Below are 14,715 nucleotides of genomic sequence, written 5' to 3' on the forward strand. Positions count from 1 at the left end.
CATGGAGCAGAACTCCCCCGACCCTCTGGCCGACGGCACCGACGATCCGGCCTTCGTGCGCGGTCTGGCACTGCGCAAGGAAGTGCTCGGTGCGGCCTATGTCGAGCAGGCCATGGCCGGCGCGGACGATTTCTCGCGCCCGATGCAGGCATTGTCGACGCGCTGGTGCTGGGGGGAGACCTGGTCGCGCCCAGGGCTTACCCGCCGCGAGCGCAGCCTGCTCAACCTCGGCATGATCAGCGCACTCAATCGCCCGCACGAGCTGCGGCTCCACGTCAAGGCGGCACTGCGCAACGGCCTGACGCGCGAGGAGATTCGCGAGGCCCTGCTCCAGGTGGCTGTCTATTGCGGCGTGCCCGCTGGCATCGATGCCACCCGTATCGCGCGCGAAGCCATCGCCGAATATGACGCCGAGGTCACCACCGCTGCCGCGCAATAGGGTCGGCTTTTGACCCCGGGTAACGGCACCTTGGGTAACCGTTGCGCGCAGCCGTTGCGGGGCGCTGCGCTAACCGTCGCGTAACTTGTGCGGGCCGGGCCGCTGCGCTTCCTCCTTTGTCGAAGAACAGACGAGGGAGGAAGCGCCATGCGCCGCACATCGATCATGCTTGCCGCCATCAGCGCACTGGCGCTTGCCACTGGCACGGTCCGCGCCGCCGAACCTGCCGCCGCTTCGCCCGATGCACCGCCGCAAATCGTGGTTACCGCCTCGACGCAGGACGTGCTTGGCACCGCCACCACATCGAGTGAGGGCGCGATCACCCGCCAGGAAATCCAACGCCGGCCGGCCTATCGCGTCGGGCAGTACCTGGAGGCGATCCCCGGCTTGTCGGTCACCTCGCACAGCGGCGAGGGCAAGGCCAACCAGTACCTCCTGCGCGGGTTCAACCTCGACCACGGCACTGACTTTGCCACCTTCGTCGACGGCATGCCGGTCAACCAGCGCACCCACGCGCACGGCCAGGGTTATACCGATCTCAACTTCCTCATGCCCGAACTGTTTGGCGGGATCGCCTTTACCAAGGGGCCCTATTTCGCCGCTGCCGGGGACTTTGCCGCCGTGGGCTCAGCGCGGCTGAGCCTGGTCGACAGCTTGCCGCCCACACTCTCGCTCTCCGCCGGCACGGTCGGCGATCGCCGCGTATTCGCGGGCGGATCGGTGGCCCTGCGCGGGGGCACCACACTGCTTGGGGCGGGGGAATACTTCCACCTTGATGGCCCATGGGACAACCCCGATAACCTGCGCCGCTTCAACGGGGTGGTGCGCCTCTCGCATGGCACTGCCGAGGATGGGTGGTCAGCCACGGCAATGGCCTATTCTGGACGCTGGAACGCCACCACCGACCAGCCCCTGCGCGCGGTGGAGCAGGGCTTGATTGGGCGCTTTGGTTCGCTCGATCCCAGCGATGGGGGGATATCGCAGCGCATGTCGCTGTCGCTGCGCTACGCCCGGCCCTTGTCCAGCGCCGACCAGCTCACCACGGAGATCTATGGCGTGCGCCAGCATCTGACGCTGTGGAGCAACTTCACCCATTACCTCGATGACCCGGTCAACGGAGACCAGCACGCGCAGAACGATCGTCGCTGGATCGCGGGCGGCAGCCTGGCACTGGCGCACCGCTTCGCCACCGTCGGGATCGAGCAGACCCTGACCCTCGGGATCGATGGACGCTTTGATGCGATCCGCGTCGATCTGGCGCACACCCGCCGCCGCGCGGTGCTGAGCACCGATCGCGACGACCAAGTCGAGGAGGCAAGCCTTGGCGCTTATGCGGAACACAAGGCGCAATGGCTTTCTTGGCTGCGCACCGTGCTTGGCCTGCGCGTCGATCGCTTCCACGTGGCCGACCACGACCTGGTGCGTGCTGAGCGCGGGCATGAGCATGCCGCGCTGTGGCAGCCCAAGGGCAGCGTAATCCTCGGCCCTTGGGCGCGGACCGAGTTCTACGTCTCGGCGGGGCGCGGCTTTCATTCCAACGATGGCCGCGCCGGCCTCGTCACCGCGGACGATGGCAGTACAAGCCTGGTGCGCCCACCGCTGCTGGTCGGCGCCACCAGCATGGAGGCGGGGCTGCGCAGCAATCTCATGCGCCAGCTGACGCTTGCGGCCACCGTGTTCCAGATCGATTTCGCCTCCGAACTGACCTATTCGGCCGATGCCGGGCAGACCGAGGCGGGGCGGCCCAGCCGGCGTCGCGGCCTGGAACTGAGCGCCCAGTACCGCCCGCTGCCCTGGCTCGAACTCAATTCCAACCTCGCATTCAGCCATGCGCGCTATCGCGATGGTGCCCCGGCCACCCGCTTTATCGAGGATGCGCCCGGATTCATCGGTGCCGCTGGCGTGCTGGTCGACAATCTCGGGCCTTGGTCGGGCGCGCTCACCTGGCGGCGGCTCGGCCCGCATCCGCTGACCGAGGACAACAGCCAACGCTCGCCTGGCTATGGCGAGATCAACCTTTCGGCGGGCTATCAACTGACGCCGCGCGTCAACCTGCGTGCCGATATCTATAACCTGCTCGGCAGCCGCGACGATGCGGCAGACTACTACTACGTCAGCCGGCTGCCCGGCGAGCCTGCCGCCGGCGTGGCCGGAATCAACGCCCATCCGCTGGAACCGCGTTCGCTGCGCGTGACGCTTTCGGCCACGCTGTGACGGCGTTGCGCGCGCTCTGTTCCGGTATTGCAACGGTTTCGAACGTCCCGGCGCCCAGCCTGACGGCTAGGGCGGGGGAATAAACAGACCTGAACGTCCACGCATCGAGGGGAGACCTTGCGCCATGTCCATCCAAACCTTCGGCGATTGGCTCTATGCCACGCCGATCTCGACCACGTTCCGTGACACGACGTGGATCATCCCCACGGTGCAGAGCGTGCATATCCTGGCGATCGCGGTGGTCGTGGGCTCGGCCCTGGTCTCGGAACTGCGCCTCGCCGGCGTGCTCGCTACTGACGAGAGCCCCGCGCGCGTGGTTCGGCGCTATCTGCCGTGGATATGGTCGGCGCTGGTCGTGCTGCTGGCCAGTGGCACGCTGCTGATCGTGGCCGAGCCGGCGCGTACCCTGGGCAATACGGTGTTCTGGGCCAAGATGGCGCTGGTGCTGCTGGCCTTCCTGGCCACGCTGCTGCTGCGCCGCCCGCTGTTGCGCGACGATGCGCGGCCTGCGGCCAAGACGGTGGCATGGCTGCTGCTGGTGGTGTGGAGCGCGGTCATCTTCTGTGGCCGTTTCATCGCCTACACCTGAACGGCGCCCCGTCACCGTCACGACCAAACAGCACAACCGGGGGAGCCCAACCCATGACCCTGCAAACCACGCTGCAAAGCATCTATGACCTGCCGCTTTCTAACGCCATTCGCGAGAACGCCAACGCCTTCCCGGTGCTCGAATCGCTGCATGTGCTGGCGATCACGCTCGTCTTCGGCACGATCCTGATCGTTGACCTGCGGCTCGTCGGCTATGCCGCGCACCGGCGCAGCGCCAATCGCCTGATCACTGAACTGCTGCCTTTCACATGGGGCGCGTTCGTCGTCGCGATCATCACCGGCAGCCTGCTCTTTGCCTCCAACGCGGTGGCCTATGCCGCCAATACCGAGTTCCGGCTCAAGCTGCTGGCGATCGTGGCGGCCGGCATCAACATGGCGATTTTCCACGCCACCACCCAGCGCACGATCGCGCAGTGGGACGAGACCGCCGCGCCGCCCTTTGCCGCGCGTGCCGCCGGCGTTTTGTCGCTGGTGCTGTGGACGCTGGTGATCTTCCTTGGCCGCTGGATTGGCTTCACCCTTGATGTGCTGTTCTGAAACCCACTCCCAGGAGCGTCTGCCCGTGACCCCAACTCTTCGTACGATCATGCTTGCCGCCTCGGCCGCTGTGACAGCGCTGGCTCCGGCCGGATCGGCCCTGGCCCACCATTCGTTCGCGATGTTCGACCAGACCAAGCAGGTTGAACTGCGCGGTGTCATGGTGAGCAAGTTCACCTGGACCAACCCCCATGCTTTCGTCGTCGCGCAGTCGGGCGGGACGACCTATGCACTCGAGTGCAGCAGCCCCAACCTGATGACGCATGCTGGCTGGAGCTTTTCGACGCTCAAGGCGGGTGACCAGGTTGATATCGTGTTCTACCCGCTGCGCAACGGCAAGCCGGGGGGCATGCTCAAGACCGTCAAGCTGCCGGGCGGCAAAGTGTTGAGCGGTTGGTAAGCGCAGCCCGCAACCCAGCCTGCCCTCAGGGTGGCGGGGTTGCGGGCGGGCGATTTTAGAATCCCGCCCTGGCTCGATCCAGCCGAAGGCATACCGCGCGCGGTTCGGTGAAGGCCTGCAGCGCCTCGCTGCCGAACTCGCGCCCTACGCCTGACAGCTTGCTGCCGCCGAACGGCATCGCCAGGTCGAGAACGTTGTGCGTGTTGATCCACACCGTTCCCGCGTCGATCCGCTCAGCCAGGAGGTGGGCCGTATCGATGTCCTGCGTCCACACGCTGGCGGCCAGACCATAGGGCGTGTCGTTGGCAATGCGGACGATGTCGGCGCGATCGGTGATTTTCACCGCGCACACCACTGGCCCGAAGATTTCCTCGCGCATCACGCTCATCCCGGCCTCCACCCCGGCGAGCACGGTCGGCCGATAGAACCAGCCCGGACCGCTGGGTATGGCAGCGCCTTCCAGCGGATGCGCGCCTTCGGCAAGCCCCGCTTCGACCAGCGCGGCCACGCGATCGCGCTGGCGGGCGGAAATCAGCGGTCCCATCTGCGTCTCGGCAGAAAATGGCGAGCCCAGGCGTAGGTCGCGTGCGATGCGGCAGACCCCGTCGATCACCGCGTCATGGACTGGCGCCTCGACCAGCAGGCGCGAGCCAGCGGTGCAGATCTGCCCCGAATTGGCAAAGATTGCGGCTGCCGCGCCCGGGATCGCGCGGTCGAGATCGGCATCGGCCAGCACGATCGTGGGAGACTTGCCCCCCAGTTCGAGCGTGACGCGCTTCATCGTGCGGGCCGCCTGGGTCAGGATCGCCTGCCCGGTGGCGTTTGAGCCGGTGAACGCGATCTTGCGCACCAGGGGATGCGCCACCAGCGGGACGCCGACGGCGGCGCCGGTGCCGGTGACGATGTTCACCGCCCCGGCCGGAAAGCCCGCCTCGAGAATCAGCTCACCCAGCCGCATTGCGGTGAGCGAGGTTTCCTCTGACGGCTTGAGCACCACCGTGCAGCCGAACGCGATGGCCGGCGCGATCTTCTGGATTGCCTGGCCGATCGGGAAGTTCCACGGCGTGATGCCCGCTACCACGCCGACGGGGCGGCGTTGGGTGAACGCGCGGTAGAGCGCCGCCTCCTCGACCAAGGGCGAATGCGTGACGGTCTCCCCCGCGATCTTCGAAGCCCAACCGGCGAAATAGCGCAGCCCATCGATGGTGAACTGCAGGTCGATTGCCTGCGTCACCGCGAGCAGCTTGCCGCTGTCGAGCGTTTCGAGCGCGGCGAGATCGTCCCGCTCGCGCTCGACCAGCAGGGCCAGCCGCTCGAGCAGGCGGCCGCGGTCGAGCGGGCGCATCGACTGCCAGGCTGCGCTTTCGAAGCAGCGATGCGCGGCGCCGACCGCACGATCCACGTCGGCGATGTCGCAGGCCGGTACCTGCATGATCACCCGCCCGGTGGCCGGATCGATCGCATCGAATGGGGCGAAAGTGCCGAGCGGCTCGACCAGTGCCCCGTCGATCAGCAGTCGACCGGTCGGGAGAGTGGGGGAGAAGGGTGCGGTCATCGGTGGCTCCGAACGGAGAAGAGGGGCACGGTCATTCGCCGACCGGGCCTTCGACGTGGGTGGACCCGACGCCGGCGTAAATCGCCGGGCGGCAGCGCCGGAGGTAGGTGCCATGGGCGAGGCCTGCGGCGGCGATGGCGATGAACAGCAGCGGCAGGCGGTTGATCACCGGCAACGTGGTGCCGGTCAGCGTGGCGTAGTTGGCCAGCGACAGCCACGTCGCCACCGCGATTATCACCCCGCTCAGTAGCGGCGCCAGGGTCTTGCCCGCCGAATATTCGCCGCGCCGCGCGAAGAACAGCGGGATCGCCAGCGAGGTGGCGGTGAGCAGGATCTCGAGACCCACTGCACCCATCGACGACAGGCTGGTGGCGAGCGAGAGCAGCGGATCGAGCCCGGCCAGGGCGAACAGCGCGATCACCAGCGCGAGTATCCCGGCGAGCGCGAGGCAGGCCATGTAGGGTGAGCCGTGGCGCGGGTGGACGCGGCCGAGCACGGCGGGGATCAGCCCATCGCGCGAGAGGGCGAAAAAATAGCGCGCGATGTTGTTGAAGAAGCCCAGTGCGGCGGCGAACAGGCTGGTGATCGTCAAGAGGCTGAGCGCGTCACGCCCGAATTGGCCGAGCGTGCGAAACGCGATGCCCGAGACGAGGTGGCCGGGATCGGCAGCTGCCACTGCCTTGATCTGTGCCGGGCCGACCGCCAGCACCAGGCACCACGACGACAGCACGTAGAAGGTGCCCAGTACCAGCACTGCGCCATAGGTAGCGCGCGGGATGGTCACGGCGCGGTTGCGCGCTTCTTCCTGATAGATCGCCGTTGCTTCAAAACCGATGCAGCCGTTGATGGCATAGATGACGGCGATGCCAAGGCCGGGCGCAAAGATCGTCGCGGGGGCAAAGCTGCCGAAATCGAGCCCGGCCCAGCCGCGTTGCCACAGGATCAGCGCGTCGATCACGGCGATGAGCCCTACCTCGAGCAGCAGTGCCGCGGTCAGCACCTTGGCCGCCATCGTGATCCTGTGATACCCGAGCCAGGCGATCGCTGCGATGCTGGCGGCCGCCCATAGCACCCACGAGGTGGCGATGCCGGTCAGTGTAGCGAACAGATCGGCAGCGAAATAGCTCATCGCTCCCAGCACCGACGCGGCGGCACAGGTGTAGGCGACTACGGCCGTATAGGCCGCAGCGATGCCGGCCTCCTTGTTGAGGCTGGCGGCAATATAGGCATAGAACGCGCCGGCATTGCGCACGTGCGGGATGATCCGCACATAACCCACCGCGAACAGCAGCATGACCGCGCACATCGCGAGTTGCGCGCCGGGCATCCCGGCGCCGTTGCCGAAGGCGAAGGCGAGGGGGATAATTCCGGCCAGCACACCCATCGGTGCGGCGCAGGCGAGGATCATGAAAATGATGTCGCCGGTCCCCAACATGCCGGAGAACAGGCCGGGCTCGGCGGCGGCGTCTTGGTCGGATCTATGCATGAATGCTCGATTGTGGGGGGCGGGGTGCATCGCCAGCACCCGATGATGCAACACTGGCAGGTTTGCCACCACACGGTATTGCACTTGCGCCGGGATACCTTGTATTTTCGGCCAGGCCCCCGGTGCACAGGGCCTGCCTGCTTGCCAGCAAGGCAGCATTGGGCAAGCCTGTGCCGATCACGACCATGATCAGGGAAGCCCCGCCGATGACGACCATGACGCCGACGTTCACGCGCCGGAAATCAGCCCGGGCCGCCGCGCTTGCAGCACTCGCGCTCGTGCTGGCCGCCGTGCCCGCGCAGGCAGCAGATACCACCGTTGCGGCATCACCCCCTGCCGCGGAAAAGGCGCCTGATCCGGCTGTCGCCGCCGCCGTGATGCAGACCGTGCACCACTATGTCGACAGCCTTAACCGAGGCGACAACGCCGGCGTCATCGCCAGCTGCGCACGCGAAGCCGCTATTGTCGACGAGTTTGCACCGTACGAGTGGCACGGCGCCGATACCTGCGCCCACTGGCTGGCTGCGCTCACCGCGCACAATGCCGCCATCGGGCTGACCAAGGGCGTCAACACGCTGCGCAAGCCCCGCCGTGTCGACGTGACGGGGGATCGCGCCTACGTCGTCGTCCCGGCCGACTTCCGGTATACCCTCGGCGGCCAGCAAGGTGCCGAGGTCGACGCCACGTTCACCGTGGCGCTGCACAAGGAAGCCGCTGGCTGGCGCATCACCGGCTGGGCCTGGTCTCGCCCCGAGTTCGACTTCGACTATTGAAGGCAGCGGGCGGGTTCGCCTCCCGCTCATGCCTCCGGCATCAGCGCGATGACGCGCAGCGGGCTGCCCGAGCCGCCCTTGATCTTGAGCGGGGCGGCCACGATCACGCTGCCGAAGGTCGGCAACTGGTCGAGGTTGGTCAGGCACTGTAGCCCGAAACGGCCATTGCCGTGGAGGATCGAATGGGCGGGCAGCGGTTCGGCAAAGTGGCTGGCCTGCCCGGCATCGGTGCCGACCGTCTCCACGCCCAGGCCCACGCAGTCGCGCGCGTGGACGAGGAAGCGCATCGCATCGGCATCGGGGCCAGGCGAATGCGCGCCATCATCCTGCAGGTTGAGATAGGCGAGGGTGCCCACACGCTTGGACCAGTCGCTGCGCAGCAGGATCCAATGGCGCGGCGGGATAGCGCCGTGTCGAGACTCCCAATGCTCGAGGAAGGCGCGTGTCACCACGAAGTCGGCGTCGGCGGCGGCCGCGGCGCTGATATCGATCACCACGGCGGGATAGACGAAATCGCGCGCCGCGACTGCGTCGACCGTGCCATGCGGTACGTCGCGCCCGGTGATCCAGTGCGCCGGCGCATCGAAATGCGTGCCAGTGTGCTCGTTCATGGTGATCCGGTTCCAATACCATGCGGGCCCATCGGCATCGTAGCGGGAGACGGTCTCCATCCGGAACGGTTCACATTGCCCGAACTCGGACGGCAAAACGATCACCGGGAAATCGGACGACAGGGTATTGGCCAGATCGACCACGCGGATCGCCCCGCTGGCAAGCTGTGCGACAAGATCGGTAAGCAGCGACGTCATGGTTGGGTCTCCCTGGCAAAGAGGGCCGGATCGTCGAGCCAGCGGCGCATCGCCTCGCGCGCCACCTCGCCCACGCAGGTTTGTTCGCGTCCCTGCGCCAGCGCGTCGAGCACGGCGGCGGCAAGGCGCGCGGGCGCTACCTTGGGCGGGGGCAGTGCTTGGTGGTCGGCATCGTCGGTCGGCCCGGTGAACACTTCCAGGACGCGCACGCCGGTGCTGCGCATCTCGTGGCGGAAACTTTGCAGCAGCGAGAGGCGCGCAGCCTCCGCCGCGGCAAAACCAGCATGGCCGGCATCGCCCGCCAGCGCCTTGACCGACAGCACATCGAGAAACGCGCCGCTGGGCCGGCCGGCAAGGATTGGCGCCGTCGCTTGCGCCAGGCGCGCGAGCCCCATTGCCGAAACCTCGAGCGCGCGGTGGTGGGCCAGGAGATTGCCATCGTGGCTCAACCCCCCGGCGCGCACATGGCGCGCGGTGTTGATGACGATGTCGAGCGGACCGCCGATCCGGCTTATCGTCTCGGCAACCGAGACAGGATCGGTCACATCGAGTGGAAGCGGCTGGACCCCGGGCAGGCCCAGGACGGGATCGTGCGCATCACGCATCGGCGCGGGGCCGGGCAGGCCGGCAACCACCAGGCGCGCGCCAGCGGCGGCAAGTGCGCCGACCAGCGCGCGGCCAACCGGCTGGCGGGCATCGCTGACAAGGACAGTTGCCCCTGCCACCGGCACCACGAAGGTGCGTCCCTGGGGATCGGCGGACATGCTGGTGGCTCCTTGTTCCGGCTGTGGCGGGTGTGCGGCATCGCTGGGAAGGGCGAACAGCGCAGCATTGCCGCCACGATCGAGCATCAGTCGCATCGTGACGCGCGCGCCGGGCTCCAGCCCCCGTGCAAGGTGCGCGAACACGACTGGGCCGGCATCGAGCAGGATCGAGCCCATGTGCCAAGGCAGGCGATCGCGGAAATAGGGATCGGTCGAAACGCGGATCACGGTGTTGGCAAGCACGCGTCCGCCGGTCGGCTGGTCATGCCAGGCCAGTGTGCCCCAGCACCGTGGGCAGGCGTCGCGTGGGGGATAGGTCGCTGTACCGCATACGGTGCAGGCCTGAAGCACGAAGCGGCCCTGCGCGGCCCGTGCGGCCATCGCCTGCATCGCGCGGCTGCGCGCGCCCGGCGCTACGGGATGCAATTGCGGCCGCGCCAGCGGATCGCGCGGTGCGGGCGGCGGCAGCGGATTGCGCGGCGTCGTCATAGCGCCTCGATCACGGCAGCGGCGGTGCACACGCCGCGATCATAATTGACCAGCCCAAAGCCCGATATTGCCGCACGCCGGGCACCGGGCACCTGCGCGCCGAGCGGGCAGTGCAGGATCTGGCGCAGGCCCTCGGTCAGGTTCTGGTACCCGCCCGCAGCGCCCGCCTGCCCTGCGGAAAGCTGCCCGCCGTTGGTGTTGAGTGGCAGCGTGCCGTCGATGCCGAAGTGCGTCTCGCGCAGGAAGCGCGCAATCGTGCCCGGCGGGCAGAAACCGAGGTCCTCCAGTTGCATCGCCACGATCACCGGATAGTCGTCATAAGCCTGAAGGCAGTCGATATCCCCGGGCCCGATCCCGGCCATCGCCCACAACTCGTCGACATCCATCGCCCAGCCGCCACGCCGCTGCACCAGATCGTCGGGATAGGCATTGTGGCGCTCGATCGTGGCCATGATCCGCGCCGCCGGCCAGCCGCGCGCGGCAGCGATTTCTGGGGTGGTGACGACGAAGGCTTCGGCGCCGGCGCAGGGCATCACGCAATCGAACAGGTGCACCGGATCGGCGATCGGGCGCGCGGCGAGGTAGGTTTCAAGGTCGAGCGGGTTGCGTTGCAACGCCAGTGGGTTCGAGCCGGCATTGGCGCGCTGGGCGAGGCAGATGCGGCCGAAATCGGCGCGCGTAACGCCGTGTTCGTGCATGTAGGCCTGCGTGATCAGCGCGAACGTCGCGTTCGGGCCGCCAAAGCCATAGGGATACACAGCATCCTGCGAAAAGCGCGAAAACGTGGCGAGGGTGTGGCGGAAGCTGTCGATCTGGTTGGTATCAGCCGCGACGCAGGCGACGATGGCGGCATCGCCGCACTGCACCGCGCGCGCGGCGCGGCGCAGTGCCATGACCCCGCTCGCCCCGCCGGTGGGTACATGGTCGAGCCAGCGTGGCATGAGGCCGAGATGCTGGACGAGGCCGACGGCGGTATCCGGGCCGGCCGAGAAACTCGAGAAACTGAAACCGTCGAGATCACGCGGGCCGAGCGCTGTTTCCCGCGCCAGCGCGCGCAGCGCCGCGCCGGCCCAGCCGTGAGCCGGCTCGCTCGAAAAGCGCTGATAGGGCACGGTGATGGGGGCGGCCACCACCACGCCGTCGTAGGCCATGCGCGAGCGTTTGGTGGAGCTGCTCATCCCTGCCGCCTCTTGAGCGCGCGGGTATCGAAGAACGCGCCACGCGCCATGTGCGCCCCCACTTCCTCCTTGAGGGCGGCACGCAGGATCTTTTCGGTCGGCGTGCGCGGCAGCGCATCGACGAAGCCGATCCAGCCCGGCACCTTGTAGTAGGCCATCTGACCCAGTGCCCAGGCGGCAATATCGCGTGCAAGGTGCTCGGTGGGCAGTTGCTCGGTCTTGTCTGTCCCGGCGCGGGCAGGGGCATCGAGCACGATCAGCGCGGCCACCTCGTCGCCGCGCACCGGGTCGGGCGTGGCGGCCACCGCCACCTGGCGCACGTGGGGATGGCGCGCAAGGATCGTCTCGACCTCCACCGCCGCGATGTTCTCCCCCGAGCGGCGGATCACGTTTTTCTTGCGATCGACGAAATGCAGGTCACCGTCGGCGTCGCGCGCGACGATATCGCCGGTGTGGAACCACCCCCCGGCCCAGGCCTCGGCAGTGGCCGCAGGGTTGCCGAGGTATTCGCGGAAGAACCCATAAGCGGGATCGGGCCCGGCGCGGCGCACCAGCAGTTCGCCTGGTACGTCGATATCGACATCGTCGCCGGCGTCGTCGACGATGCGGATCTCGAGGCTGGAATCGGGCCGGCCGAAGCACGCGGTGCCCACCTTGCGCGGCTCGCGGTGCGCGCTGATCACGCCGCCGCTGCCCGTCTCGGTCATCGCCCAGGCCTCGATCAGCGGGAAGCCGAAGCGCTGCTCGAACGCGCCGTGCAGGGCCGCCGGAGCTCCGGCACCGAAGCCGAAGCGCACACTGTGCTCGCGGTCGGCCGGGCTATCGGGTGCCTTCATCAGCATCGCCGGCATCACGCCCAGGTAGTGCAGGCAGGTGGCGCGGCTGCGCCGCACCGAATCCCACCAGGTCGAGGGATGGAAGCGGTCGAGCACGGTGAGGCAGCCGCCCAGCGTGATCATCGCCATCAGCGAGACGGCCAAGGCGTTCATGTGGAACATGGGCAGCGGTGTAAGCATCCGCTCTGCGCCGGCGTGCAGCGCGATGAGGCCGCCAGTGTCCCGATACCAGTCGCCCGAATGCAGGAAGTAGCTGTTGGGCAGAACGCAGCCCTTGGGTTGCCCGGTCGTGCCAGAGGTATAGAGCAGCGCCGCCTCGCGCGCGGAATCGGGATCGGCCGGCAGTTGCACCAGTGGCAGCAATGGACGGACGGGCGCGTCGGGGGTGACGGGGACCATCGCGCTGCCCACCGCCAGCGCGGCGCGCGCAACGTCGGCATGGCGGCCGGGGACGACGAACGCGGCGCTCATGCCCGAGTGTGCGATAAGATATTCGAGTTCGGCCTGGCGCAAGTCGGGGTTGATCGGCACGATCGACGCGCCAAGGCTGTTGGCTGCGAGGAACAGCTCGATAAAGTCGGGCCGGTTGTCGAGCAGCAGCCCCACGCGCGTGCTCGTGCCGAAGCCGGCGGCGGCCAGCGCGACCTGGCGGCGCAGCACGCGATCGAGCATCGTCGCGTAGGTGATCTCGCCAGCCGCGATGCCGTAGATATGCGCCGTTTCGGGCAGCACGTTGAGAAAGGGTTTGTCGAACCAGCGCGTCGCCGCGGCGGAAAAGCGCGAAAATACGGTCTCTTTGCTCACGGCGTTGTCCTGTGCGGAGTGCGGGGTTGCGGGCTGGCCATCAGAATCGCTCGAGACGGTAGGGGGTGGGATCGAGGAACGGCGTCTCGCCCATGGCGAGGTCTGCGGCGAGGCGGCCCGCCGCTGGGCCGGTGCCGAAGCCGTGCCCTGAAAAGCCGGTGGCCAGTATCAGGCCGGGCAGTTGCGCGACATTGTCGATCACCGGCAGCGAGTCCGGCGTCACATCGATCATCCCGCCCCACGCCTGCGCCACGCGTGCGTTGGCAAAGACAGGCCATGCCGCAACAAGGTTGCGCATGGCTTCTGCGTTGAGCGCCTGGTTCACCGGCGGATCGATCGTGCGCAGCCGCTCGAACGGCGAGACGGCGTCGGCGCGCCAGCGCCGGGGCAGGGCGAGATCGGCGAAGAAGTCTCGCCCGAACGATAGGCGCAGGTTTTTCCACTGCGCGATCAGCGTGGGCAGGTACTTCATGCCGATCAGCAGGTGGTCGAGCGTCAGCGGTGCGAACAGCGCGCCGCGCTGCGTGATGGTATAGCCCCCGTCGAGCCGCTTGCGGAACGAGAAGTCAGCCGCGCCGACCGCGCTGTCGGTCGGCCCGTCCATCGGCGCGGTGCGCAACACCGACGCCACCAGCGGCAAGGTCAGCAGGCGCACACCATGATTGGCGAGGAAACGGCGCGACCACACGCCGCCTGCCAGCACGACATGGTCGCAGGCAATCGCGCCACGCTCGGTCACCACGCCGCGCACCGCGCCGGCACTGGTCTCCAGCGTGCGCACGGCGCAGTTTTCCACGATCACGGCCCCGTGCGCCAGGGCTGCGCGCGCGATCGCGCTGGATGCGAGCGTCGGTTCGGCGCGGGCGTCGGACGGGGTCGCGATGCCGCCGGCCCAGCGCCCGGTACTGCCGGGGATCGCCTGCGCTACTTCGGCCCCGGTCAGCATCCGGCTGTCCAGACCCGCGCCGCGCACGGCTTTGAGCCAGCCCTCGTAGGCGGCCAATTCCGCATCGGTCCGCGCGACATAAGTGATCCCGGCCTGACGAAAGCCACAATCCTCGCCGATGCGCGCGGGCATCTGCTGCCACATCCGCTCGGCGGCGATGGCCATCGGCAGATCGGGCACCGCGCGCATGACCTTGCGCACCCAACCAAGGTTGCGCGACGACTGCTCGCCGGCGATGCTGCCCTTCTCCAGCACCACCACCGGCACGCCGCGCTCGGCCAGAGTCAGCGCGGTGGACAGGCCGACGATACCGCCGCCGATCACCACGACCGATGTGCTGCCGGGAAAGCGCTCCGAGGTCGTCACGGGGGTTATTGCGGGGCCCATCGCTGTTGGTCCGTTCAGAGACTGATCTGCAGTTCGCGCACCGCGCCCTTCGACGCGCCGCGCCAGGCGGTGACCTCGATCTCCACCTTGTATTCAGCCGCGCCAAGCGGCGGGCAGGTCATCGTCAGCGTAGGGTTGATGCCGCGCATGCGCGCGCCATAGGCGGTCATCACTGCCAGCACGTCCTTGGGAAACTGCACGAAGACCCGCGCGGCGACCACGTCCTCGAGGCAGGCATCGACCGCAGCGAGCGCGGCGGCGATGTTGTCGAGCACCTGGTTGGTCTGATCGGCCAGGTTCGCGGGGATTTCCTTGGTCTGCGGGTTGCGTCCGGCGGTGTTGGACACGAAAATCAGATCGCCTACGGCCACGAGGCGGGAATAGCTGCCATGCTCCTCGAACTTGTTGCCGGTCTTGAGCTTGATGACGTCGGGCATGGAATGTCTTTCGCGGGAGGAGGATTTCAGGGGGGGGGCGGCGGTTTTCAGC

Annotated in this window: 14 protein-coding genes; 6 read left to right on the forward strand and 8 right to left on the reverse strand. The window is 67.8% G+C overall.

Annotated elements, in window-relative coordinates; all coding sequences use genetic code 11:
* Position 1 precedes the first annotated feature (1 nt).
* The 5 genes from FHW97_RS04915 to FHW97_RS04935 all read left to right on the forward strand — a co-directional run bounded on the left by FHW97_RS04915 (position 2) and on the right by FHW97_RS04935 (position 4,199).
* Positions 2–439, forward strand: coding sequence for a carboxymuconolactone decarboxylase family protein (locus FHW97_RS04915; protein WP_171798255.1), 438 nt, complete (start codon positions 2–4; stop codon positions 437–439).
* A gap of 147 nt (positions 440–586) precedes the next feature.
* Positions 587–2,653: a TonB-dependent receptor gene (locus tag FHW97_RS04920; protein ID WP_216647660.1), complete on the forward strand. Its 2,067-nt coding sequence runs from the start codon at positions 587–589 to the stop codon at positions 2,651–2,653.
* Positions 2,654–2,777: 124 nt separating this feature from the next.
* Positions 2,778–3,242 (forward strand): DUF6644 family protein, encoded by a 465-nt coding sequence (locus tag FHW97_RS04925; protein ID WP_054130421.1) that lies wholly within the window; start codon positions 2,778–2,780, stop codon positions 3,240–3,242.
* Between the two features lie 53 nt (positions 3,243–3,295).
* On the forward strand, positions 3,296–3,799 hold the full coding sequence (locus tag FHW97_RS04930) for a DUF6644 family protein (protein WP_054130420.1): 504 nt from the start codon (positions 3,296–3,298) through the stop codon (positions 3,797–3,799).
* Positions 3,800–3,824: 25 nt separating this feature from the next.
* Positions 3,825–4,199, forward strand: a complete 375-nt coding sequence (locus FHW97_RS04935) for a DUF6152 family protein (protein WP_133726793.1) — start codon at positions 3,825–3,827, stop codon at positions 4,197–4,199.
* A gap of 55 nt (positions 4,200–4,254) precedes the next feature.
* Here FHW97_RS04935 and FHW97_RS04940 read toward each other — a convergent pair whose 3' ends face one another.
* Both FHW97_RS04940 and FHW97_RS04945 read right to left on the reverse strand, forming a co-directional pair.
* Complete coding sequence (locus FHW97_RS04940; protein WP_171798256.1) at positions 4,255–5,754, reverse strand: aldehyde dehydrogenase; 1,500 nt, start codon at positions 5,752–5,754, stop codon at positions 4,255–4,257.
* Positions 5,755–5,785: 31 nt separating this feature from the next.
* Complete coding sequence (locus tag FHW97_RS04945; protein WP_171798257.1) at positions 5,786–7,240, reverse strand: APC family permease; 1,455 nt, start codon at positions 7,238–7,240, stop codon at positions 5,786–5,788.
* Between the two features lie 206 nt (positions 7,241–7,446).
* Here FHW97_RS04945 and FHW97_RS04950 point away from each other — a divergent pair, with 206 nt between their 5' ends.
* Positions 7,447–8,013, forward strand: a complete 567-nt coding sequence (locus FHW97_RS04950; protein WP_148291880.1) for a hypothetical protein — start codon at positions 7,447–7,449, stop codon at positions 8,011–8,013.
* Positions 8,014–8,039: 26 nt separating this feature from the next.
* Here the strand turns inward: FHW97_RS04950 and FHW97_RS04955 are convergent, their stop codons facing one another.
* The 6 genes from FHW97_RS04955 to FHW97_RS04980 are packed head-to-tail and all read right to left on the reverse strand — an operon-like array spanning position 8,040 to position 14,663.
* The gene (locus FHW97_RS04955; protein ID WP_022678542.1) at positions 8,040–8,822 is read right to left on the reverse strand and encodes a cyclase family protein; all 783 of its coding nucleotides are present in this window, start codon (positions 8,820–8,822) and stop codon (positions 8,040–8,042) included.
* Positions 8,819–10,075 (reverse strand): SDR family NAD(P)-dependent oxidoreductase, encoded by a 1,257-nt coding sequence (locus tag FHW97_RS04960; protein WP_171798258.1) that lies wholly within the window; start codon positions 10,073–10,075, stop codon positions 8,819–8,821. Before FHW97_RS04960 ends, FHW97_RS04955 begins: the two co-directional genes overlap by 4 nt.
* Positions 10,072–11,253, reverse strand: coding sequence for a thiolase family protein (locus FHW97_RS04965; protein WP_062785844.1), 1,182 nt, complete (start codon positions 11,251–11,253; stop codon positions 10,072–10,074). The genes FHW97_RS04960 and FHW97_RS04965 overlap by 4 nt, the downstream gene beginning before the upstream one ends.
* Positions 11,250–12,893, reverse strand: coding sequence for an AMP-binding protein (locus FHW97_RS04970; RefSeq protein ID WP_171798259.1), 1,644 nt, complete (start codon positions 12,891–12,893; stop codon positions 11,250–11,252). The genes FHW97_RS04965 and FHW97_RS04970 overlap by 4 nt, the downstream gene beginning before the upstream one ends.
* Positions 12,894–12,933: 40 nt before the next feature.
* Positions 12,934–14,205 (reverse strand): NAD(P)/FAD-dependent oxidoreductase, encoded by a 1,272-nt coding sequence (locus FHW97_RS04975; RefSeq protein WP_370525343.1) that lies wholly within the window; start codon positions 14,203–14,205, stop codon positions 12,934–12,936.
* A gap of 35 nt (positions 14,206–14,240) precedes the next feature.
* Positions 14,241–14,663, reverse strand: a complete 423-nt coding sequence (locus tag FHW97_RS04980) for a Rid family hydrolase (protein WP_022678547.1) — start codon at positions 14,661–14,663, stop codon at positions 14,241–14,243.
* Between the last annotated feature and the right edge of the window lie 52 nt (positions 14,664–14,715).

The organism is Novosphingobium sp. SG754 (assembly GCF_013149315.1).
Classification (GTDB): Bacteria; Pseudomonadota; Alphaproteobacteria; order Sphingomonadales; family Sphingomonadaceae; genus Novosphingobium; species Novosphingobium capsulatum.